We start from the raw sequence: 21,868 nt of genomic DNA, 5'->3' as shown, positions 1-21,868 counted from the left end.
CGGTTCGGCGGAGGCGGGGAGGCCCCGCCTCCCCGCTGGTCCTACTCCTGCTTCTTGCGGCGCGTCCCGAAGACGATCTCGTCCCAGCTCGGCACCGCCGCCCGGCGCCCCGGGCGGACGCCGTCCGCCTCCGCCTGGCGGTCCGTGGTGCCGGTGAGCCGGTCGCGGTGACCGCTCACCGCGCGCGGCATCAGCACATCCGCGTACGCCGAGCCGGCGCCCGCCGAGGCGGCCGGGGCCGGAGGCTCCTCCGCGTCCGGTTCCAGGTCGGGATCGGTCGCGGACGGGTCCGCCGAGGCCGCGCGCTCGGGCACCACCATGTCGCCCCGGAAGCTCGGCACCGCCTCCAGCAGGCTGGTCAGCGAGTCCCGCTCGGACGCCTCCTCGGGCTCCGGAGCCGGCGGGGGCGCCGGGGTCCGGTCCAGCGGCCGGTCACGCGGCAGCCGCGCGATCCGCGGTACGAACGGGAAGCTGGGCTCCTGGACCGCGACCGCGTCGTCGGACTCACCGATCAGCGCGCGCGCCTCGTCGTCCACCGCCTGGACCAGCCGCCTGGGCGGGTCGTAGGTCCAGCTCGCCGAGTGCACCTCGCCCGCGACCCGGTAGACCAGCAGCACCTCCCAGGTGCCGTCGTCCCGGCGCCACGAGTCCCACATCGTGGTGTCCTTGTCGGCGCCGCGCAGCAGCAACCGCTCCTGCACCGCCTCGCCGAGCTGGGGTCCGGTGTTCTCACCGGGTCGCCGTACGGGGGTCTTGCGGGCCCGCTCGGCCATGAAGGCGCGCTCCGCGAGCACGGGCCCCTCGAAGCGGCGTACCCGCTCGACGGGGATGCCGGCGAGCTGCGCGACCTCCTCCGCGGAGGCACCCGCGCGTATACGCGCCTGGATGTCGCGGGGGCGGAGGTGGCTCTCCACCTCGATCTCGATCTGGCCGAGACGGGCACGGTCGTTGCGCACGGCGGCGCGCAGCCGCTCGTCGATCGGAAGCGTGTACTCCGTGTTGTCGGCAGCCTTCAGCACCAGTCGTGTGCCGTCGTTGGAGACGGCCACGACACGCAGTTCGGGCATGGGGACCTCCCGGGTGGTGCCTGCCGACGTCACCTGCGTCGCCGCTTCCGCTAGTCGAGTGTGGCCTGCCCGGGTGCAGCCTGCCACAACCTTGCCGAGTTGCCCGGCGTGTCGGGCATGGGCCCTGGTACGCCGTTATGGCACGGTTACCTATTCGCAACGCAGGGTGACCGAGGTGGTCACTCTGCGCAGCGGGCATCCGTGCGGTGCCGCGGCGCCGCCGGATCGAGTGCCATGTCCGGCCCCCTCCCGTTGGTCCCGGACACCCAAGAAGGACCGGGGCCCAGGGTTCGTCACAGTACTCCATTCGGGCCACCTGGGTGGACCGGCACGCCGTCCAAGGTGCCCCCGAACACGCCGGTTGAATCCTCGTCGGTATTCCCGTACGTGGCATCCTTCACAGAATCGGCAGAAACGGAACTATTCGCTTCGCCCAAAGGTCCCTTCTCCTCGCACGTACGAGCAGATGGGTCGCCAAGGGGGCGAAATGGAACAGAGGTCGGACAAGCCGAAGCGGCTGGATCTGAACGCCGCACAGGTCGCGGGCAGCGCGGTCGCCGCCGTCGTGGCCGCCAAACTCGCCTCCAACATGGGGGTGTACGGAACCGTCCTCGGTGCCGGTGTCATCAGCGTCATCGCCACGTGCGGGGGTTCGGTGTTCCAGCATGTGTTCAGGACCACGGGGGAGCGGGTACGCGATGTGACGGTGCCGGCCCGGGTGCCCCGGCCGAGGACCCGCCACGCGCGCGTGGCGCGCGGGGAGTTCGGCGAGCCGGGCGGGCCGGCGGACTTCGGCGCGCCCACGACGTACGGCACGCGGGTGCGCGGGCGAAGGCGTTCGGCGGTCGGGGCGGCGCTGGTCTTCGTCCTGGCGATGGCCGGCATCACCTCGTACGAACTGATATCCGGTCATGACTTCGGTGGCGGCGAGGGCACGACCATCAGCTCGGTCGTACGCGGCGGCGACGAGGCGCACCGGCCGGCCACCACACCGCCCCCTGCTTCCGAGGACGGCGGCGATCCGAAGGGGGACCAGGAGCGGAGCCCGGAGGAGCAGCCGGAGCCAGGGACCGGCTCCCCGACCCCGCCCCCGTCCACGACGAACCCCTCCCCGTCCGGTCCGTCCGTGTCCCCGCCCGCACCGACGCCGTCCGCACCGGCGCCGCCCCCGTCCTCCGCTCCCGAGAGCCCGGCGCCCGAGGCCCCGACCCCTACGGTCCCGGCTCCGGAGGCGACGGCCGGATGACCCGTCAGTCGCCCAGCACCCGCCGCAGATGGTCGTTGCCGAACAGCCGGTCCGGGTCCAGCCGGTCCCGCAGCGCCGTGAACTCGCCGAACCGCGGGTAGGCCTCCGCCAGGTACGCCGCGTCCCGCGTGTGCACCTTGCCCCAGTGCGGCCGGCCCCCGTGCGCCGTCATGATCCGCTCAGCCGCGGTGAAGTACCGCCGGTACGGCGTGCCCCGGTACATGTGCACCGCGATGTACGCGGTGTCCCGGCCCGACGCCGTCGACAGCGTGATGTCGTCCGCGGGCGCCGTGCGCACCTCCACCGGGAAACTCACCCGCAGCGGCGACCGCTCCACCATCGCCTTGAGCTCCCGCAGGGCGCCGACGGCCGCCTCCCTCGGCAGCGCGTACTCCATCTCCATGAACCGCACCCGGCGCGGGCTGGTGAAGACCTTGTACGGGATGTCCGTGTACGTACGGGCCGACAGCGCCCGGCTGGAGACCCGGGCGATCGCCGGAACGGCCGCGGGCACCGCCCGGCCCACCGAGTTCACCACCTGGAACAGTCCGTTCGACAGAAACTCGTCCTCGATCCAGCCGCCGAACCGCCCGGGCGGGGCCGCCGGGCCCGCGCTGCGGTTGTTGCGCTTGGTGGTGCAGTTGCCGGTGTGCGGGAACCAGTAGAACTCGAAGTGCTCGTTCTCCGCGTGCAGCGCGTCGAACTCCGATGTGACCCGGTCGAAGGTCATCGGCTCCTCGCGCGCGGTGAGCAGGAAGATCGGTTCCACGGCGAAGGTGAGGGCGGACACCACACCCAGCGCGCCGAGCCCGATCCGGGCCGCGGCGAAGATCTCGGGGTTCTCCTTCTCGGAGCAGGTCAGCACCCGGCCGTCCGCCGTGACCAGCTCCAACTCCCTGATCTGGGCGGCGATCGACGCCGAGTCACGGCCCGTCCCGTGCGTACCGGTGCTGGTCGCGCCCGCGACCGTCTGCTCCATGATGTCGCCCATGTTCGTGAGCGACAGGCCCTCCCGGGCCAGGGCCACGTTCAGCCGCTTCAGCGGCGTGCCCGACTCCACCGTCACGGTCATCCCGCGCCGGTCGATCCGCCGGATCCCGGTGAGCAGATCGGGCCGGATCAGCAACCCGTCGGTGGCGGCGATGGCCGTGAACGAGTGGCCCGTACCGACGGTCTTGACCCGCAGCCCGTCCTCGGCCGCACCCCTCACCGCGTCCGCCAACTCCCGCACCGACGCCGGACGCGCCTCCCGCACGGGCCTGACGGCTACGTTCCCCGCCCAGTTACGCCACGTGCCCCTGCCGCTCCGGCTGTTCAGACCCTTCAGAGTCCCGCTCACGCTGCCCCTCCCGCGTCGGCACCGGCCTGCGCAGCCGGCGGTAGCCCAGGAACGCCACCACGGCCGCCAGCACCCCCGATACGCCGGGCACCGCGTACCCCGCCGCCGCTCCGTGCGCGTCGACGACCCAGCCGGCGGCCGAGGAGCCGAGCGCCACGCCGACCGCGAGCCCGGTACCCGTCCAGGACATGCCCTCGGTCAGTTTGGTGCGCGGTACGTGCGCTTCGACGAGGGCCATGGTCGTCACCATCGTCGGTGCGATGGCAAGGCCCGCGACGAAAAGCGCCACGGCCAGGACAGGCAGGCTCCCGGCCAGTTGGAGGGGGATCATACTCACGGCCATCGCGCAGACACCCAGCAGCCATCGGCGGGACGGCTCGCCCTTGAGGTGCAGCAGCCCGAAGACCGCGCCCGCCAGACAGGACCCCAGCGCGTACACCGCCAGCACCAGGCTGGCCGCCGCCTTGTGGCCCTCCTCCTCGGCGAAGGCCACCGTCACCACGTCCACGGCGCCGAAGATCGCACCGGTGGCGACGAAGGCCGCCACCAGCACCTGCAGGCCGGGCGAGCGCAGCGCGCTGCCGCCGGTGTGCTGCTCGACGGGGTGGGGCTTCGGCTCGGTCGCGCGCTGCGCGGTCAGCCACCAGACCCCCACCAGCAGGAACCCGGCGGCGAGCAGCGGCCCGGCCTCCGGGAACCAGATGGTCGACAGCCCGATCGACACGATGGGGCCGAAGATGAAGCACACCTCGTCGATGATCGACTCGAAGGAGTACGCGGTGTGCAGCTCACGCGGTGAGCCCCGGTAGATCGACGCCCAGCGGGCACGGGTCATCGCCCCAATGCTCGGCACGGCCCCGGCGGCGGCGGTGAAGACGAACATCGTCCAGTCGGGCAGGCGCTGCTGGGCACAGATCAGCAGACCCGCCACCGCCACGACCGTGCTCAGCGTCGCCGGGCGCAGCACCCGGCGCTGCCCGTACCGGTCGACGAGCCGGGAGATCTGCGGGCCGAGCACGGCGGCGGAGATCGCGAGGGTCGCGGAGAGCGCGCCGGCCAGGCCGTACCGGCCGGTGAGCTGGGAGACCATCGTGACGATGCCGATGCCCATCATGGCCAGCGGCATCCGGCCGAGGAAGCCCGCGGCGGAGAACCCCACGGTGCCGGGGGCGGCGAAGAGCGCGCGGTAGGGACTGGGCAAGGGGTACTCCGGCCGGTGAGGCGTGCGCGCGGGGCGCGAGGGCGTCGAGGGTCTGCTTGCGGCCTACGCGCTTCCGGCGGGCACGCGGCGTACGGGTCGGCGTACGTGCGTCCGCGTCCGCGTAAGGCGTATGGGCAGCCTTCACAGGTTACGTCCGAATGGATGACCGTGCACGGCGGTTTTCCGGCTGTCGGACCCGGGTGGCAGGATCGACACCATGTCCGATCAGCGCGATCCTGCCCCCTACGACGCCCTGCTGCTGCTCTCCTTCGGCGGCCCCGAGGGCCCCGACGACGTGGTCCCGTTCCTGGAGAACGTGACGCGGGGCCGTGGCATCCCCAAGGAGCGGCTCAAGGAAGTGGGGCAGCACTACTTCCTCTTCGGCGGCGTCAGCCCGATCAACGACCAGAACCGCGCGCTGCTCGCCGCGCTGCGCGAGGACTTCGAGGACGCGGGCCTCGACCTCCCGGTCCACTGGGGCAACCGCAACTGGGCGCCGTACCTCACCGACACCCTGCGCGAGATGGTCCAGGAGGGCCACCGCCGCATCGCCGTCCTCGCCACCAGCGCCTACGCCTCGTACTCCGGCTGCCGCCAGTACCGGGAGAACCTGGCGGACGCCCTGGCCACCCTGGAGGAAGAGGGCCTGCCGCTGCCGCGGATCGACAAGCTCCGCCACTACTTCAACCACCCCGGCTTCGTACGGCCCATGGTCGACGGGGTCCTGGCGTCGCTGTCCGAGCTGGACGAGTCCGTCCGCGCGGGCGCGCACCTCGCCTTCACCACCCACTCCATCCCCGGTGCCGCCGCCGACAGCTCCGGCCCGGTGGAGGAGCACGGCGAGGGCGGCGCGTATGTGAGGCAGCACCTGGACGTCGCCCGGCTCATCGCCGACGCCGTACGGGACGAGACGGGGATCGAGCACCCCTGGCAGCTGGTCTACCAGTCGCGCAGCGGAGCCCCGCACATCCCGTGGCTGGAGCCGGACATCTGCGACCACCTGGAGGCCCTCCACGGTGCCGGGGCGCCGGCGGTCGTGATGGTCCCGATCGGGTTCGTCTCGGACCACATGGAGGTCCTGTACGACCTGGACACCGAGGCGACCGCGAAGGCGGCCGAGCTGGGTCTGCCGGTACGCAGGTCGGCCACCGTGGGCGCCGACCCCCGGTTCGCCGCCGCCGTCCGCGACCTCGTCCTCGAGCGCGCGGCGGCCGAGCGGGGCACAGTGGTGGAGCGGTGCGCGCTGGGCGCCCTGGGGCCTTCGCACGACCTCTGCCCCGTCGGGTGCTGCCCGGCCAGGACCGAGCGGCCCGCGGCGGCGGGCGCCGACAGCCCGTACGCCTGAGGAGGCGCTGTGACAGGGGACGCTGTGACGAGCGACGTGGACACCGACGGCCCGCTCCTGGACGACCTTTTGGGCCTGGCCCTGGAGGCCGGGCGCCGGGCCGGGGCGCTGCTGCGCGACGGCCGCCCGGCCGATCTCGGGGTGGCGGCCACCAAGTCGAGCCCGATCGACGTCGTCACCGAGATGGACATCGCCGCCGAGAAACTGATCACCGGGTTCCTCGCGGAGCACCGCCCCGACGACGGCATCCTCGGTGAGGAGGGCGGCGTCACGGAGGGTGTCAGCGGTGTCCGCTGGATCGTCGACCCGTTGGACGGCACGGTCAACTACCTGTACGGCCTGCCGACCTGGGCCGTGTCCATCGCCGCCGAGCGGGACGGCCGCACCCTCGTCGGGGTCGTGGAGGTCCCGATGCGCGGTGAGACGTTCCGCGCGGTGCTCGGCGGTGGGGCGTTCCTGAACGACCGCCCCGTCCGCTGCCGGCCGGCCCCGCCGCTGGACCAGGCCCTGGTGTCGACCGGCTTCAACTACGTGGCGGGGGTCCGCGCCCACCAGGCCGACGTGGCGCAGCGGCTCATCCCGAGGCTGCGCGACATCCGCCGCGGCGGTTCGGCCGCGATCGACCTCGCCGACGTGGCCGCGGGCCGCCTGGACGGCTACTACGAGCGCGGCCTGAGCGCCTGGGACCTGGCGGCGGGAGCCCTGATCGCCCGCGAGGCCGGCGCCCTGACCGGTGGCCGGCCGGGCGCACCGCCGTCGGGCGAGCTGACGGTCGCGGCGTCCCCGGGCGTCTTCGAGCCGCTCCAGGAGCTCCTGGAGGAGTTCGGCGCCTGGCACGACTGACCGCGCCCGACCGCGCCCGGCCCCCCTGCCGGACCGGGCCCGGCGAGGGCGGCCACCCGGGACCCGGCCTGGGCGACCCGGCGACCCGGTCGAGGCGCGGGTAGGCCGAGCGGGGCCTGGACAGGCCGTACGCGGCCCGGGCACGGGGTGGCACGCCCCCGGGCCCGCCCCTGATCGCGGCGGGCCGCACAGGCCGCCCGGGCCGCCCGGCAATGGTCGGCGGACCCGGCAGACGGCCTGCCGCGTCGCCAGGGCATGCGAAAGGGCCCCGATGTCATACCCGGACATCGGGGCCCTCGCGCACGAGCTCAGGCGTTGGCGACGATCTCCACGCCGTGTTCGGCGGCCAGCCGAAGCAGGTCGTCGAGCTCTTCCTGCTCGACGTCGGCCAGGAAGTCGTCGCCCGTCTCGCGCGCCCGCGTGAGGTCGTACTCCGTGGCCTTTATGCGCTGCAGCAGTCCAGCGGTGAAAGCGTCCATCGTGCGCCCCCTCGTCATGGGTCGGTGGCACGGGGGTGTGCCGAGGGTTGTGGTCGATCGGGTTGTCGATCACGCATACACACGCACAGCACCTCTGGGGGACAGAGCGATTCGTGGCGCGCCACATACACGGCGTGATCTCGGGTGTGCAGTCGTCCTCCCCAAGAGCAACCTCACAGAAACCTCAAGCCGCCCGTGATTCCGGTGAATTCCCGGTGCGGGTTCCGTGACTCCGTGACGCCCCCGCCCGCGCACCCGCGCCTGCCAGGCCCCCGCCCCAGGCCGCCTTACAGCCGGTTTACGCGCGTAAGGGGCAGGATGGATACCCACAGTCCGTGCCGGTCGGTACGGAAGCTCTGCCCGAAAATCTGCCCGGATCCGGGCTCGGAGGAAGGAACAGCGCCGTGCGCGTACTCGTCGTCGAGGACGAGCAGCTGCTCGCCGATGCGGTGGCCACCGGATTGCGCCGGGAGGCCATGGCCGTCGACGTCGTGTACGACGGGGCGGCAGCCCTGGAGCGCATCGGGGTCAACGACTACGACGTGGTCGTCCTCGACCGTGACCTGCCGCTCGTGCACGGTGACGACGTCTGCCGCAAGATCGTCGACCTTGGTATGGCGACCCGCGTCCTGATGCTCACCGCCTCCGGTGACGTCAGCGACCGCGTCGAGGGCCTGGAGATCGGCGCGGACGACTACCTGCCCAAGCCGTTCGCGTTCAGCGAGCTCATCGCCCGCGTACGGGCGCTGGGCCGGCGTACGACCGTGCCGCTGCCGCCCGTCCTGGAGCGGGCCGGCATCAAGCTGGACCCCAACCGCCGTGAGGTGTTCCGCGACGGCAAGGAGATCCAGTTGGCGCCCAAGGAGTTCGCGGTCCTGGAGGTGCTGATGCGCAGCGAGGGCGCGGTCGTCTCGGCCGAGCAGCTGCTGGAGAAGGCCTGGGACGAGAACACCGACCCGTTCACCAACGTCGTGCGCGTCACGGTCATGACCCTGCGCCGCAAGCTGGGTGAGCCGCCGGTGATCGTCACCGTGCCGGGCTCCGGCTACCGGATCTGACCCGTGGCCACGACTCCCGCGCCGCCACAGGCGCCGCCGAAGCCGACCTGGGACCCGAGAGAACCGGTTCGCCCCTGGCTCCGCCCGACCATCCGGATACGGCTCACACTGCTGTACGGCGGGATGTTCCTGATCGCGGGCATCCTGTTGCTGTCGATCATCTATCTGCTCGCCGCGCAGGCGCTGCACATCGGCAGCGAGCTGCCGTTCAAGATCGTGAACGGCTCCGTGACCAGCGAGGTCTGCAACTTCCCGCAGAGGGCGGTGCCCGACGAGTTCAACCGCGTGATGAACGCCTGCGTCAACGAGCAGCGCCAGCACGCCCTCGACGATCTGCTGCGCCGTTCCCTGTTCGCGCTGCTCGGCCTGAGCGTCATCGCCTTCGCGTTCGGTTACGCGATGGCGGGCCGTGTCCTGTCCCCGCTGGGCCGGATCACCCGGACCGCCCGCAATGTGGCCGGCACGGACCTGTCCCGCCGCATCGAGCTGGACGGCCCGGACGACGAGCTCAAGGAGCTCGCCGACACCTTCGACGACATGCTGGACCGCCTGGAGCGGGCGTTCACCGCGCAGCAGCGGTTCGTCGCCAACGCCTCGCACGAGCTGCGCACACCGCTGGCGATCAACCGCACCCTGCTGGAGGTGCACCTCTCGGACCCCGGGGCGCCCGTGGAGCTCCAGCAGCTCGGCAAGACGCTGCTGGCCACCAACGAGCGCAGCGAGCAGCTGGTGGAGGGCCTGCTGCTGCTCGCCCGCAGCGCCAACGAGATCGTCGAGCGCAAGGCGGTCGACCTCGCCGAGGTCGCGTCGCGCGCCATCGACCAGACGCGCACCGAGGCCGAGGCGAAGGGCGTGGAGATCCGCGGCGAGCGGGCGCCCGCCGTCGTCCAGGGCAACGGTGTGCTGCTGGAGCGGATCGCGCTGAACCTGGTGCAGAACGCCGTGCGGTACAACATCCCCGAGGAGGGCTGGGTCGAGGTCACCACCGAGACGCGGCACGGCCAGGCCGTACTGTTGGTCTCGAACACGGGACCAGTGGTTCCCGCTTACGAGATCGACAACCTCTTCGAGCCGTTCAGGCGGCTGCGGCAGGAGCGTACGGGCAGCGACAAGGGCGTCGGCCTGGGACTGTCGATCGCCCGGTCCGTCGCGCGGGCCCACGGGGGCCGTATCATCGCGGAGCCCCGTGAGGGCGGCGGCCTCATGATGCGTGTCACACTCCCGGTTTGACACACCGACCGAAGCCGTCATCGTGTTCGCCTTACGCGGAATTTTCGGGAACTGTTCCCGCGTTGACCGTGTGTGATCGATCACAAGGGACTGCTTGCGGCCATCCACTCTCCGTGATCAAGAATTCCCCCGGAAAACCAGGAAAAGTCCGGGTTTCCAGGGGCCTGGATCACGGGAAGTACACGGGGTGGCGCCTAAGAGGCGCGGCCCCCGGACCGTGTACGGTCCCGTTCGCCACCCAAACACGATCACTCCGGAGGGGTCCGGTTGGGTGTCGATTGAGTAACAGACCTTGATGTGAGGCAAAATCTCCGCCTCAGGTCGGGCACAAGACCGGCCTCCCACGCGTTACGTGCGCTGGAGACACCGCAAACACCCAGAGGGGGAGAGCGACATGGCAACGGATTACGACACCCCACGCAAGACCGACGACGACGTCGACTCGGACAGTCTTGAAGAACTGAAGGCTCGCCGGAACGACAAGTCGACCTCCACGGTCGACGTCGACGAGTTCGAGGCCGCCGAGGGCCTGGAGCTGCCGGGCGCGGACCTTTCGAACGAGGAACTCGCCGTCCGGGTGCTGCCCAAGCAGGCGGACGAGTTCACCTGCATGAGCTGCTTCCTGGTCCACCACCGCAGCCAGCTGGCGCGTGAGAAGAACGGCCAGCCGATCTGCCGAGACTGCGACTGAGGTCCGGTCGGCCGTGGCAGGCGACAACCCGTCTCGGAAGCGACGCTTCCGGCTCTCCGGTCATCGGAAGCCGGAGGCGTACCAGGGCGGCACGGACCCGGCACCAGGCGCGAAGGACGCGCCCGCCGAGCACTCCGCCCTCCTGCCCTCCCCCGGCGCGCGTGACGACGAGCGGGGCCGTTCGGCCTCGCTCGAAGCAGCCGAGGCGGCCATGGCGGCCGAACCGACCGGCCGGGCCGAACGGCACCCGGCCACGAAAGCACGCCGGCTGGACGCCGTCAGGCGCGGCGTGCGGAGGGGTGGCGAAGGGGCCCGGGCGGGCCTCGCCCATCTCGCCGACCGGCTCATCGAGAACGCCCCGCGCGTTCCCGTACGCGACCTGGCCGCACTGCGCCGGCAGTTCCCCGGGCTCGGGCCCGAGGAGATCGCGGACAAGCTGATCGCGGGGGCGGCCAACGCCACCTCCACGGTGGGCGTCGGCGTCGGCGCCGCCGCCATGCTTCCCGTACCCCCCGCGATGCCGGCCGAGCTGGCGGCGGAGATCACGGGCGTCGCGGCGATCGAACTCAAGCTCATCGCCGAGCTCCACGAGGTCTACGGCCAGCGGCCCCCCGGCAACCTCAAGGAGCGCGCGATGGCGTACCTGACCTCCTGGACGGAGGAGCGGGGCATCGACGTCACCAAGCCCGCCACCTTCAACATCGCGCTCGGCGGCCGGATGAAGCGTGAGCTGCGCCAGCGGATCATGAAGCGCATGGTGCGCAGCCTGCCCAACCTGGCACCGTTCATGGTCGGCGCCGCCGTGGGTGCCGTGATGAACCGGCGCGACACCAAGAAGCTCGCCGAGCACATCCGCAAGGACCTGCGCAGCCGCCAGGTGCCCTGGGACGCCCTGCCCGCGCTTCCCCCGCTGGAGTACCCGGAGAATCCCAAGGAGCTCGGGTTCTAGACCTGCCCTCCCGAGGCCCCCGGAAAGCGCCGCTAGGCCTGACGGGCCTTTTCCAGCGCCGCCACGAGAGCCTGCGGGTCGCGGGTCGACAGGTAGACGTACGGCGTGGGGTCGGCCGGATCCGTGACCTCGATCCGGACCGCCGTCGGCACGTAGCCGCGCAGCACCATGAACGCGCGCGGATCGGCCTTGTACGTACGCCAGGCGCGCGCCTCCTCGGCGTCCAGCACCTCCGGCTCACCCAGCGCCGACACCGGAATCCGCGCGTCCCCCGCGACCAGTGAACCCGCCACCACGCGGATGCGGGCGGAGCCGTACGAACTGACCCCGATCGCCGCGAGAGCACCCGCGACGATCAGGCCGCCCAGCAGGGGCAGCGTGCCCAGCGGCAGCGCGATCAGCCCGCCCGACAGGCCGATCAGGGCGGCGATCAGCCACCAGGAGCGCGGGGCGGTGAGACGTTCGTCGTAAGGGCTGCTGGACGCCGTTGCGGAAGGTTGCATACACCCCAGCTTGGCACGGCGCGACCGCGGGTCGGCCGCGCGGGTAAGGTCTGCGCCTGTGAGCACTGCACTGACGCCTCCCGCCGAGGCCATACCGCCGGTACGGCACCCCGACGCGCCCGCCCCGGGCGAGCTCCTCGGCGCCCACTACGAGCACTGCTTCGGCTGCGGCGGCGGCCAGCCGCACGGGCTGCACCTGGCGGCGCGGGCCGGTGAGGGCGTGGCCGTCACCGCCGAGTTCACGGTCACCCCCGACCACCAGGGTGCCCCCGGCCTCGCGCACGGCGGCGTCCTGGCCACGGCGCTCGACGAGACGCTCGGCTCGCTGGGCTGGCTGCTGCGGGTCATCGCGGTGACGGGGCGGCTGGAGACGGACTTCGTGCGTCCGGTGCCGGTCGGGACGGTGCTGCACCTGGAGGCCGAGGTCACCGCCGTACACGGCCGCAAGATCTACTCCCGGGCCACCGGGCGGATCGGCGGTCCCGAGGGCCCCGTGGCGGTCCGCGCCGACGCCCTCTTCATCGAGGTCAAGGTCGATCACTTCATCGACAACGGCCGTCCCGAGGAGATCCGGGCGGCGATGGCCGATCCCGACCAGGTCCGGCGCGCCCGCGCCTTCGAGGTGAACCCCTGATGCGTACCCCTGTCGACGTACTGATCCGCCGCGTGGACCCGGAGGTGCCGCTTCCGTCGTACGGGCACCCGGGCGACGCCGGCGCCGATCTCGTCACCACCGAGGCCGCCGAACTCGCCCCCGGCGAGCGCGCGATTCTCCCCACGGGGGTGTCCATCGCCCTGCCCGACGGGTACGCGGCCTTCGTGCACCCCCGGTCCGGACTCGCCGCCCGGTTGGGCATCGCCCTCGTGAATGCCCCGGGGACCGTGGATGCCGGGTACCGTGGGGAGATCAAGGTGATCGTGGTCAACCTGGACCCGCGCGAGAGCGTGCGGTTCGAACGGTTCGACCGGATCGCCCAACTGGTCGTTCAGCAAGTCGAGAAGGTTCGTTTCCACGAGGTGGCGGAGCTTCCCGGCTCGGCGCGGGCCGAGGGGGGCTTCGGGTCCACCGGCGGCCATGCCGCCGTGGAGGGCTGTACGGGTGGGAATCGATACGCTTCGGTCGTATCCGACCGGGAAGGACAGTGACGTGTTCGGACGTCGCAAGAAGAGCAGTCCCGCTGGGGACGCAGCGGACGTGGCGCGCGAGGCCGAGCAGGTCGTCGACGAGGTCGACACCGACGACGCGGCGCAGGACGAGCCGCGCCGGGTGAACCTTCCGCCGGCGCCCCGGCCCGACGGGCCCTGGGACGTCTCCGAGGTCTCCCGGCCCGAGGAGGGCCGCGTCGACCTGGGCGGCATGTTCGTGCCCGGCGTCGAGGGCATGGAGCTGCGCGTGGAGGTCGCGGGCGACGCGATCGTCGCCGCGACGGTGGTGCTGCGTGACAGCGCCATCCAGCTGCAGGCGTTCGCGGCGCCGAAGAAGGAAGGCATCTGGGGCGAGGTCCGCGAGGAGATCGCCTCCGGGATCACGCAGCAGGGCGGCATCATCGACGAGGTCGAGGGCCCGCTCGGCTGGGAGCTGCGCGCCCAGGTCCCGGTGCAGCTGCCGGACGGCACCGGCGGTGTGCAGCTGGTGCGCTTCGTCGGCGTGGACGGGCCGCGCTGGTTCCTGCGCGGTGTCATCTCGGGCCAGGGCGCGGTGCAGCCGCAGGCCGCCGGGCTGCTGGAGCAGATCTTCCGCGACACCGTGGTCGTACGGGGCGAGGGGCCGATGGCGCCGCGTGACCCGATCGTCCTGAAGCTGCCGAACGACGCGCAGATGGTGCCCGAGGGTGTGCAGCAGGAGGAGCAGGAGGGCTCGCGCTTCTCGGGCGGTATGGGCCAGTTGCAGCGGGGCCCGGAGATCACCGAGGTCCGCTGACCCCGGCGGGCCCCGGTTCTCGCCGGGTGCCCCGGGTCGGCTGATCCGGGACGCCCGTTGCGCCGGGGCGCGTAGGAGTCGGCTGCCCCTGAACGCCTGCGCGCCGGGGCGCGGTGTGGGCGGCGGCTGTTGTCGTCGGGCGCCGGTTCTCGCCGGGTGCCCTGGGTTGACTGACCCGGACGCCCGTTGGGCTGGGGCGCGTAGGAGTCGGCTGTCCGCGTGTGCCGGCCGCTGCTGTCGGTCGGCCCCGGCGTGCATTCCGTTCGCCTGCCTGCCTGCCTGCCTGCCTGCCTGTCGGCGAGCGCGGGCGTCCCGCGCCGGTGGGCGCTGATCTTCGCGTACGGACGCGGGCGCTGCTCTCCGCCGGGTCGGCGTGGTCGGGCGTCCGGTAACCGCCGTGGGCGTCGGCGGTCCGGTTCCGGCCGACGCCGCGCCGGTCACCGGCGGTGGGCGTCGCCCGACGGCGCCGCCCGTCGGCGCTGGCGATCAGGCACCGCGCCAAGCCGCACCGTAAGCCACACCGACGAACCGGCAAGCAGCCGGAACCGCCCTTGGTGTCCTTGACCGCCTTGCCGACCGACGCCCGGCGGCACACATCGGCCGACGCTCGGCGTCCGCCGGAGTGGCGGACTGACCGCCGGGCGGCGGTAAGAAGCAGTCGTCGGTGACCGGTGACCGGTGACCATGGACAGGGCGTTGGCGTCACCACTCCGCCGACCCCGTTCCGCCCCCCGCCCCCCGCCCCCAGCAGGCCGTATTCCGCCGACGCGTCGAGTTATCCACAGGCGTTGCCGCGCGCAATCGGAGCCGCACATACTGACAGCGCGGAGTAACCGGGGGATCGACGGGGGGAAACGCATGAGCGAGCACGTGCGTGATGGCGGGGCCGCCGCGACAGCGGTCGCCGAAGGACGCGCGCCCATGGTGCGCGTGGAGGACGTGCATCGGTCGTACGGGACGGGGGCCGCCGCCGTCCACGCGCTGCGCGGCGTTTCGTTCGAGATTGGGCATGGCGAGCTCGTCGCGCTCAAGGGCCGATCCGGTTCCGGCAAGACCACCTTGCTCAACCTCGTCGGCGGCCTGGACGTGCCCGACCTGGGCCGGATCTCCATCGACGGCCTCGACCTCGCCGACCTGGGCGAGAAGCGGCTGCTGGAGCTGCGGCGCGACCGGATCGGCTTCATCTTCCAGTCGTTCGGGTTGATCCCCATTCTGACGGCCGCCGAGAACGTGGGCGTACCGATGCGGCTGCGCGAAGCGGACCCGCGAGAGCGCGAGGAACGGGTGGAGCTCCTCCTCGCCCTGGTGGGTCTCGCCGACCACGCGGCGCAGCGCCCCGGGGAGCTGTCCGGAGGCCAGCAGCAGCGCGTGGCGATAGCCCGCGCGCTCGCGAACCAGCCCTCCCTGCTGATAGCCGACGAGCCGACGGGCCGGCTCGACGCGGAGACCGGTCTCGCGGTGATGGAGCTGCTGCGCGCGGTCGTCCGCAGCGAGGGCGTCACCGCCCTGGTGGCGACGCACGACGCACAGCTCCTGGACCTCGCGGACCGCGTCCTGGAGCTGGGTGACGGCGAGCTCACCGAGCACTGACGACCATGGCACGGCGGTTGGCGAAGCCGGCGAAGGCACACGCGCCGCACCCGCCGGCCATGCCCCGGTAGGCCCCGCCTCCCTCCCTCCCGCCCGCATCAGAATCCCGTCAAGAGGACCCGGGAACAGGCCCTCCGGTCCGATGGGCCGATGTCCTCGGCCGTAAGGTCGACGCACAAGCAAGCGAACAACACGTGAAGACGCAGTCAGCGGGGCCATGGGACGCGGCAAGCTACGGATCTACCTCGGTGCGGCACCGGGCGTCGGCAAGACGTACGCGATGCTCGCCGAAGCGCACCGCCGCGTCGAACGCGGCACCGACTGCGCCGTGGCCTTCGTCGAGCACCACGGCCGGCCCCGTACCGAAGTACTGCTGCACGGACTCGAACAGATACGGCGCCGCACCATCGAGCACCGGGGCGGCCGGTTCACCGAGATGGACGTCGACGCCGTCCTGGAGCGCCGCCCCGCCGTCGCGCTCGTCGACGAGCTCGCCCACACCAACGTCCCCGGCTCGCGCAACGCCAAGCGCTGGCAGGACGTCGAAGAGCTGCTCGCCGCCGGCATCGACGTCATATCGACCCTCAACATCCAGCACCTCGAATCGCTCGGCGACGTCGTCGAGTCCATCACCGGCGTACGCCAGCGGGAGACCGTCCCCGACGAGATCGTCCGCCACGCCGACCAGATCGAACTGGTCGACATGTCACCCCAGGCCCTGCGCCGCCGCATGGCCCACGGCAACATCTACACACCCGACAAGGTCGACGCCGCCCTCTCCAACTACTTCCGCCCCGGCAACCTCACCGCCCTGCGGGAACTGGCCCTCCTGTGGACCGCCGACCGCGTCGACGAACACCTGCGGCAGTACAGGGGCGAGCACAACATCCGCTCCACCTGGCAGGCCCGCGAGCGCATCGTCGTCGGTCTCACCGGGGGGCCCGAGGGCCGCACCCTGATCCGCCGGGCCGTCCGTCTCGCCGAGAAGGGCGCGGGCGGCGAGGTCCTCGCCGTCTACATCGCCCGCAGCGACGGCCTGACCTCCGCGTCGCCCAAGGAGCTCGCCGTCCAGCGCACCCTGGTCGAGGACCTCGGCGGCTCCTTCCACCACGTCATAGGCGACGACGTCCCCTCCGCGCTGCTCGAATTCGCACGTGGCGTCAACGCCACCCAGATCGTGCTCGGCTCCAGCCGTCGCAAGACCTGGCAGTACGTCTTCGGGCCGGGCGTCGGCGCCACCGTCGCCCGCGATTCCGGGCCGGACCTCGACGTCCACATCGTCACCCACGAGGCCGTCGCCAAGGGCCGGGGGCTGCCCGTGGCCCGCGGCGCCCGCCTCGGCCGCTCCCGCATCATCTGGGGCTGGATGACCGGTGTGGCCGGTCCGGCCCTCCTCACCCTGCTGCTCAGGCATGTCGACGCCGACCTCGGCCTCGCCAACAACATGCTGCTGTTCCTGTCACTGACCGTCGCGTCCGCGCTGCTCGGCGGCCTGTACCCGTCCCTCGCCTCCGCCGCCTTCGGCTCCCTGCTCCTCAACTGGTTCTTCGCCCCGCCCCTGCACCGGTTCACGATCGCCGACCCCAGGAACATCGTCGCGATCGCGGTCTTCTTCGGGGTCGCCGTCTCGGTCGCCTCGGTCGTGGACCTGGCCGCCCGCCGCACCCACCAGGCGGCCCGGCTGCGCGCCGAGTCCGAGGTGCTGTCCTTCCTGGCCGGCAGCGTGCTGCGGGTGGGGGTCCCGGCGGCGCAGCACGGGGGAGAGACCGTGCTGGACACCCTGCTGGAGCGGGTCCGCGAGACCTTCTCCATGGAATCGGTGGCCCTGCTGGAGCGGGCGAGCGACGTCGAGCCGTGGACCCGCGCGGCCAGTGTCGGGCCGACGCCCGCGGCCCGGCCCGAAGAGGCGGACGTCGACATGCCCGTCGGCGACCACATGGCGCTCGCGCTCACCGGCCGGGTCCTGCCCGCCGAGGACCGCCGTGTGCTGGGCGCCTTCGCCGCCCAGGCCGCCGTCGTACTGGACCGGCAGCGCCTCGTCGGCGAGGCCGAGGAAGCCCGCGGGCTCGCCGAACGCAACAAGATCCGCACGTCGCTGCTGGCGGCCGTCAGCCATGACCTGCGCACGCCGCTCGCCGGCATCAAGGCAGCCGTCAGCTCCCTGCGCGCGGACGACGTCCAATGGTCCGAGGAGGACCGGGCGGAGCTCCTCGCGGGCATCGAGGACGGCGCCGACCGGCTCGACCACCTCGTCGGCAACCTCCTCGACATGTCCCGCCTCCAGACCGGCACCGTCACCCCGCTCATCCGCGCCGTCGACCTCGACGAGGTCGTCCCGATGGCGCTCGGCGGCGTCCCCGACGGCAGCGTCGAGCTGGACATCCCCGAAAGCCTCCCGATGGTCTCGGTCGACAAGGGCCTGCTGGAGCGGGCCGTCGCCAACATCGTCGAGAACGCCGTCAAGTACAGCCCCGCCGGCACGCCCGTCGTCGCCTCCGCATCCACGCTCGGCGGGCGCGTGGAGCTACGGGTCGTGGACCGCGGACCCGGCGTCCCCGACGACGGCAAGGAACGGATCTACGAACCCTTCCAGCGCCTCGGCGACGCGCCGCGCGGCTCCGGGGTCGGACTCGGCCTCGCCGTCGCCCGTGGCTTCGTCGAGGCCATGGACGGCACCATCACCGCCGAGGACACGCCCGGCGGCGGACTGACCATGGTCCTCACGCTCAAGGCGGCGACCGGCGCCGCGCCTCCCACCACCCCACCCTCCCGAGAGAAAGCAGGCCCCTCATGACGCGGGTGCTCGTGGTCGACGACGAGCCGCAGATCGTACGCGCCCTCGTGATCAACCTGAAGGCACGCGAGTACGACGTCGACGCCGCGCCCGACGGCGCGACCGCGCTCGAACTGGCCGCCGCCCGCCACCCCGACGTGATCGTCCTGGACCTCGGCCTGCCCGACATGGACGGTGTCGACGTCATCAAGGGCCTGCGGGGCTGGACCCGCGTACCGATCCTCGTGCTCTCCGCCCGCCACACCTCCGACGAGAAGGTCGAGGCGCTGGACGCCGGCGCCGACGACTACGTCACCAAGCCGTTCGGCATGGACGAGTTGCTGGCACGGCTGCGCGCCGCCGTGCGCAGGGCCGAGCCGGTCGGCGGCGGCGAGGGTGACGTGGTCGTGGTCCGCACCGAGGGGTTCACCGTCGACCTGGCGGCGAAGAAGGTCAACCGCGACGGCCGCGACGTCCGGCTGACCCCGACCGAGTGGCACCTGCTCGAAGTCCTCGTACGCAACGGGGGCCGCCTCGTCAGCCAGAAACAGCTGCTCCAGGAGGTCTGGGGACCGTCGTACGGCACCGAGACCAACTACCTGCGGGTCTACATGGCGCAGCTGCGCCGGAAGCTGGAGGCGGACCCGTCCCACCCGCGCCACTTCATCACCGAACCGGGCATGGGATACCGCTTCGAGCGCTAGGTAGGCTTTCTGTATGAGTGCCGCACCGCGTACAGACAAGCCGGCCGGACGCTTCCGCCGCATGATCGACCGGCTGTCCAGCTCCCAGGGTGACCTGGAGTCGGAAGAGCTGCAGGAGGATGCGCAGGCTTCCGGGTGCACCCCCATCTCCGACTGCGCCGATCGGCAGATCGTCACGGTCACTGGTACCTTGCGGACGGTCACCCTGCGTCCACGGGCCGGCGTGCCGGCGCTGGAGGCCGAGCTCTTCGACGGCACGGCTCCGCTGGACATGGTGTGGCTGGGCCGGCGATCCATCGTGGGCATAGAGCCCGGCCGCAGGCTCATCGCCTCCGGCCGGATCTCCATGAGCCACGGCCGCAGGGTCCTCTTCAATCCGAAATACGAACTCCGACCACTCGGACAGGAGTAGCCGGTGACGTCCCTCGACAAGCCGACGCCGACCAGCAGCGACCAGGACGCCCAGGGCGCCCACGACACGAAAGCCGTGACCGAAGCCGCGCTGTTCGACGCCTTCGGCGGCGTACGGGGCATGGTGGAGACGGTCCTCCCCGGACTGCTCTTCGTCACGATCTACACGATCAACAAGGACCTGCACCTCTCCGCCATCGCGGCGCTGGCGGTGTCCCTGCTGCTCGTCGCCGTCCGGCTGGTCCGCCGGGACACGGTGAAGCACGCCTTCAGCGGCGTCTTCGGCGTCGCCTTCGGTGTGGTCTTCGCGATGATGACCGGCAACGCCAAGGACTTCTACCTCCCGGGCATGCTGTACACGCTGGGCCTGGGCGTCGCGTACATCGCCACGACGCTGGCGGGCGTGCCGCTGATCGGCCTGATCCTCGGCCCGGTGTTCAAGGAGAACCTCTCCTGGCGCACTCGTAACCCCGGCCGGAAGAAGGCGTACGCGAAGGCCAGCTGGGCGTGGGGCCTGATCCTGCTCGCCAAGTGCGCGATCCTCTTCCCGCTGTACTGGTGGGCCGACACGACCCAGCTCGGCTGGGTGCTGATCGCGCTGAAGATCCCGCCGTTCCTGCTGGCGGTGTATCTGACCTGGGTCTTCCTGGCCAAGGCGCCGCCGCCGATCGACGTGTTCGCGGAGATGGAGGCGGAGGAAGCGGCGGAGAAGGCCCGCAAGGCCGCGGCGGCCACGGCCCCGCACCCCCACAGCCCGGAGGCCTGACCCGGGCCACCCGGCCGCCCTTCCGGGGGCGGCCCGGTCCGCGCGCGGCGTCGCCGGCCCCCGGGTGGGGGAGGAGCCGTCGAGCCCCTCGCCGGGCGCCCGCGCGCCCCCTTCGAGCCCGCTTTACGGTGCGGGCCCGCCGATCGCCCCTGACAGTGCGGGCCCCGCGCGCGTCCCTTCGAGCCCCTTCGCCGGCGCCCGCGCACCCCACCGGCAGCGCCCGCCCCCTCCCGCGACAGAAACGGGCCCGGGGACCAGCACCTGGTCCCCGGGCCCTCTCGCGCGCACCAGCGCGTCGGTGTCGGTGTCGGCGTCGTGCGTCAGCCGGCCGTGCCCTGGCGGACCGACAGCAGGTCCTCCAGCTGCTCCTCGCGGGCCTGGGCCGCCACGAACAACAGCTCGTCGCCCGCCTCCAGGGTTTCCTCCGGGCTCGGGGTCAGGACCCGGGAGCCGCGGATGATCGTCACCAGCGAGGTGTCCTGCGGCCATGCCACATCGCCCACCGACGTACCGGCGATCGCCGACTCCGGAGGCAGCGTCAGCTCGACCAGGTTCGCGTCGCCGTGGCTGAAGCGCAGCAGCCGTACGAGGTCGCCGACGCTCACCGCCTCCTCCACCAGCGCGGACATCAGGCGCGGCGTGGAGACGGCGACGTCCACGCCCCAGGCCTCGGTGAACAGCCACTCGTTCTTCGGGTTGTTGACCCGGGCGACCACCCGGGGGACCCCGTACTCGGTCTTCGCGAGCAGCGAGACGACCAGGTTCACCTTGTCGTCGCCCGTTGCCGCGATGACCACGTTGCAGCGCTGGAGCGCCGCCTCGTCCAGCGAGGTGATCTCACAGGCGTCGGCCAGCAGCCACTCCGCCTGCGGCACCCGCTCGACCGAGATGGCGGTCGGCGCCTTGTCGATCAGGAGCACCTCGTGCCCGTTCTCCAGCAGCTCGCCCGCGATGGAACGGCCCACCGCGCCGGCGCCCGCGATAGCGACGCGCATCAGTGACCGCCCTCCTCAGGGCCCTCCGCGAAGGCCGCCTCGACCTTCTCGATCTCATCCGTCCGCATCATCACGTGGACGAGGTCGCCCTCCTGCAGCACGGTCTGCGACGTCGGCAGGACCGCCTCGCCCAGGCGGGTGAGGAACGCCACGCGGACGCCCGTCTCCTCCTGCAGCCGGCTGATCTTGTGCCCGATCCACGCCGGCGACGTGTGCACCTCCGCGAGCTGCACCCCGCCGCTCGGGTCCCGCCACAGCGGCTCCGCGCCGGACGGCAGCAGCCGCCGCAGCATCTGGTCGGCCGTCCATCGGACCGTGGCGACCGTGGGGATGCCCAGCCGCTGGTACACCTCGGCGCGCCGGGGGTCGTAGATCCGCGCCGCGACGTTCTCGATGCCGAACATCTCGCGCGCCACCCGCGCCGCGATGATGTTGGAGTTGTCACCGCTGCTCACCGCGGCGAACGCCCCGGCCTCCTCGATGCCCGCCTCACGCAGGGTGTCCTGGTCGAACCCGACACCCGTGACGCGCCGCCCGCCGAACCCCGCTCCCAGGCGCCGGAACGCCGTGGGGTCCTGGTCGACGACGGCGACCGTGTGCCCCTGCTGTTCCAAGGTCTGCGCGAGAGCGGCTCCCACTCGCCCGCAGCCCATGATGACGATGTGCACGTCCGGTTACCCCGCACTCCTGGTGACTCTGCCGACGGTGCCGACCTGCGTAAACACCCTGCTCACTTCTCTCTCTCAGCCTGCGGTGC

22 protein-coding genes are annotated in these 21,868 nt (G+C 72.1%); 15 read left to right on the top strand and 7 right to left on the bottom strand.

Annotated elements, in window-relative coordinates:
• Positions 1 to 41: 41 nt before the first annotated feature.
• Complete coding sequence (gene sepH, locus ABZZ38_RS13380; protein WP_356738923.1) at positions 42 to 1,067, bottom strand: septation protein SepH; 1,026 nt, start codon at positions 1,065 to 1,067, stop codon at positions 42 to 44.
• Positions 1,068 to 1,554: 487 nt separating this feature from the next.
• On the opposite strand from sepH, the gene ABZZ38_RS13375 reads away from it, so the two are divergent.
• Entirely contained in the window at positions 1,555 to 2,313 is a 759-nt protein-coding gene (locus ABZZ38_RS13375) for a hypothetical protein (protein WP_356738920.1), read from the top strand.
• A gap of 4 nt (positions 2,314 to 2,317) precedes the next feature.
• Here the strand turns inward: ABZZ38_RS13375 and ABZZ38_RS13370 are convergent, their stop codons facing one another.
• Entirely contained in the window at positions 2,318 to 3,640 is a 1,323-nt protein-coding gene (locus ABZZ38_RS13370) for a D-arabinono-1,4-lactone oxidase (RefSeq protein ID WP_356738942.1), read from the bottom strand.
• Positions 3,597 to 4,853, bottom strand: a complete 1,257-nt coding sequence (locus ABZZ38_RS13365) for an MFS transporter (RefSeq protein WP_356738918.1) — start codon at positions 4,851 to 4,853, stop codon at positions 3,597 to 3,599. The genes ABZZ38_RS13370 and ABZZ38_RS13365 overlap by 44 nt, the downstream gene beginning before the upstream one ends.
• A gap of 217 nt (positions 4,854 to 5,070) precedes the next feature.
• Here ABZZ38_RS13365 and ABZZ38_RS13360 point away from each other — a divergent pair, with 217 nt between their 5' ends.
• Positions 5,071 to 6,198 carry a ferrochelatase gene (locus ABZZ38_RS13360; RefSeq protein WP_356738916.1) on the top strand — a complete coding sequence of 376 codons (1,128 nt, stop codon included), beginning with the start codon at positions 5,071 to 5,073 and terminating at the stop codon, positions 6,196 to 6,198.
• A 9-nt stretch (positions 6,199 to 6,207) separates the two neighbouring features.
• Positions 6,208 to 7,041 (top strand): inositol monophosphatase family protein, encoded by an 834-nt coding sequence (locus tag ABZZ38_RS13355; RefSeq protein ID WP_356738914.1) that lies wholly within the window; start codon positions 6,208 to 6,210, stop codon positions 7,039 to 7,041.
• A gap of 308 nt (positions 7,042 to 7,349) precedes the next feature.
• On the opposite strand, the gene ABZZ38_RS13350 is transcribed toward ABZZ38_RS13355, so the two are convergent.
• Positions 7,350 to 7,520 (bottom strand): hypothetical protein, encoded by a 171-nt coding sequence (locus ABZZ38_RS13350; protein ID WP_356738912.1) that lies wholly within the window; start codon positions 7,518 to 7,520, stop codon positions 7,350 to 7,352.
• A 404-nt stretch (positions 7,521 to 7,924) separates the two neighbouring features.
• Here ABZZ38_RS13350 and ABZZ38_RS13345 point away from each other — a divergent pair, with 404 nt between their 5' ends.
• The 4 genes from ABZZ38_RS13345 to ABZZ38_RS13330 all read left to right on the top strand — a co-directional run bounded on the left by ABZZ38_RS13345 (position 7,925) and on the right by ABZZ38_RS13330 (position 11,448).
• Positions 7,925 to 8,578 (top strand): response regulator transcription factor, encoded by a 654-nt coding sequence (locus tag ABZZ38_RS13345; RefSeq protein ID WP_031075931.1) that lies wholly within the window; start codon positions 7,925 to 7,927, stop codon positions 8,576 to 8,578.
• Positions 8,579 to 8,581: 3 nt separating this feature from the next.
• Positions 8,582 to 9,808, top strand: a complete 1,227-nt coding sequence (locus ABZZ38_RS13340; protein ID WP_356738910.1) for an ATP-binding protein — start codon at positions 8,582 to 8,584, stop codon at positions 9,806 to 9,808.
• A 394-nt stretch (positions 9,809 to 10,202) separates the two neighbouring features.
• Positions 10,203 to 10,499 carry a DUF4193 domain-containing protein gene (locus ABZZ38_RS13335; RefSeq protein WP_003955561.1) on the top strand — a complete coding sequence of 99 codons (297 nt, stop codon included), beginning with the start codon at positions 10,203 to 10,205 and terminating at the stop codon, positions 10,497 to 10,499.
• A gap of 13 nt (positions 10,500 to 10,512) precedes the next feature.
• Complete coding sequence (locus ABZZ38_RS13330; RefSeq protein WP_356738908.1) at positions 10,513 to 11,448, top strand: hypothetical protein; 936 nt, start codon at positions 10,513 to 10,515, stop codon at positions 11,446 to 11,448.
• Between the two features lie 32 nt (positions 11,449 to 11,480).
• Here ABZZ38_RS13330 and ABZZ38_RS13325 read toward each other — a convergent pair whose 3' ends face one another.
• A complete protein-coding gene (locus ABZZ38_RS13325; RefSeq protein WP_356738906.1) occupies positions 11,481 to 11,951 on the bottom strand; it encodes a DUF3093 domain-containing protein in 471 nt (156 codons plus the stop codon).
• A gap of 58 nt (positions 11,952 to 12,009) precedes the next feature.
• Between ABZZ38_RS13325 and ABZZ38_RS13320 the strand changes: the two genes are divergently transcribed.
• From ABZZ38_RS13320 to ABZZ38_RS13285, 8 genes are all read left to right on the top strand, one after another.
• A complete protein-coding gene (locus ABZZ38_RS13320) occupies positions 12,010 to 12,585 on the top strand; it encodes a PaaI family thioesterase (protein ID WP_356738904.1) in 576 nt (191 codons plus the stop codon).
• Positions 12,585 to 13,097, top strand: a complete 513-nt coding sequence (gene dut, locus ABZZ38_RS13315) for a dUTP diphosphatase (RefSeq protein WP_356738902.1) — start codon at positions 12,585 to 12,587, stop codon at positions 13,095 to 13,097. The genes ABZZ38_RS13320 and dut overlap by 1 nt, the downstream gene beginning before the upstream one ends.
• Position 13,098: 1 nt before the next feature.
• Positions 13,099 to 13,872, top strand: coding sequence for a DUF3710 domain-containing protein (locus ABZZ38_RS13310; protein WP_356738900.1), 774 nt, complete (start codon positions 13,099 to 13,101; stop codon positions 13,870 to 13,872).
• A gap of 858 nt (positions 13,873 to 14,730) precedes the next feature.
• Positions 14,731 to 15,462 (top strand): ABC transporter ATP-binding protein, encoded by a 732-nt coding sequence (locus tag ABZZ38_RS13305; protein WP_356738898.1) that lies wholly within the window; start codon positions 14,731 to 14,733, stop codon positions 15,460 to 15,462.
• A 217-nt stretch (positions 15,463 to 15,679) separates the two neighbouring features.
• Entirely contained in the window at positions 15,680 to 18,256 is a 2,577-nt protein-coding gene (locus ABZZ38_RS13300; RefSeq protein ID WP_356738896.1) for a sensor histidine kinase KdpD, read from the top strand.
• Positions 18,253 to 18,939: a response regulator gene (locus tag ABZZ38_RS13295; protein WP_356738894.1), complete on the top strand. Its 687-nt coding sequence runs from the start codon at positions 18,253 to 18,255 to the stop codon at positions 18,937 to 18,939. Before ABZZ38_RS13300 ends, ABZZ38_RS13295 begins: the two co-directional genes overlap by 4 nt.
• Positions 18,940 to 18,952: 13 nt before the next feature.
• Entirely contained in the window at positions 18,953 to 19,351 is a 399-nt protein-coding gene (locus ABZZ38_RS13290; RefSeq protein ID WP_356738892.1) for an OB-fold nucleic acid binding domain-containing protein, read from the top strand.
• A gap of 3 nt (positions 19,352 to 19,354) precedes the next feature.
• Positions 19,355 to 20,116, top strand: a complete 762-nt coding sequence (locus ABZZ38_RS13285; RefSeq protein ID WP_356738889.1) for a DUF3159 domain-containing protein — start codon at positions 19,355 to 19,357, stop codon at positions 20,114 to 20,116.
• 320 nt (positions 20,117 to 20,436) lie between these two features.
• Here the strand turns inward: ABZZ38_RS13285 and ABZZ38_RS13280 are convergent, their stop codons facing one another.
• Together ABZZ38_RS13280 and ABZZ38_RS13275 are read right to left on the bottom strand one after the other, a co-directional pair.
• Positions 20,437 to 21,111 (bottom strand): TrkA family potassium uptake protein, encoded by a 675-nt coding sequence (locus ABZZ38_RS13280; protein WP_356738886.1) that lies wholly within the window; start codon positions 21,109 to 21,111, stop codon positions 20,437 to 20,439.
• Positions 21,111 to 21,779: a TrkA family potassium uptake protein gene (locus ABZZ38_RS13275; protein ID WP_356738884.1), complete on the bottom strand. Its 669-nt coding sequence runs from the start codon at positions 21,777 to 21,779 to the stop codon at positions 21,111 to 21,113. The genes ABZZ38_RS13280 and ABZZ38_RS13275 overlap by 1 nt, the downstream gene beginning before the upstream one ends.
• Positions 21,780 to 21,868: the final 89 nt, after the last annotated feature.

This window comes from Streptomyces sp. NPDC006368 (genome assembly GCF_040612535.1).
Classification (GTDB): domain Bacteria; phylum Actinomycetota; class Actinomycetes; order Streptomycetales; family Streptomycetaceae; genus Streptomyces.
Note: the sequence above shows the minus strand (reverse complement) of the source record. Positions and strands in the feature narration are given on the sequence as shown.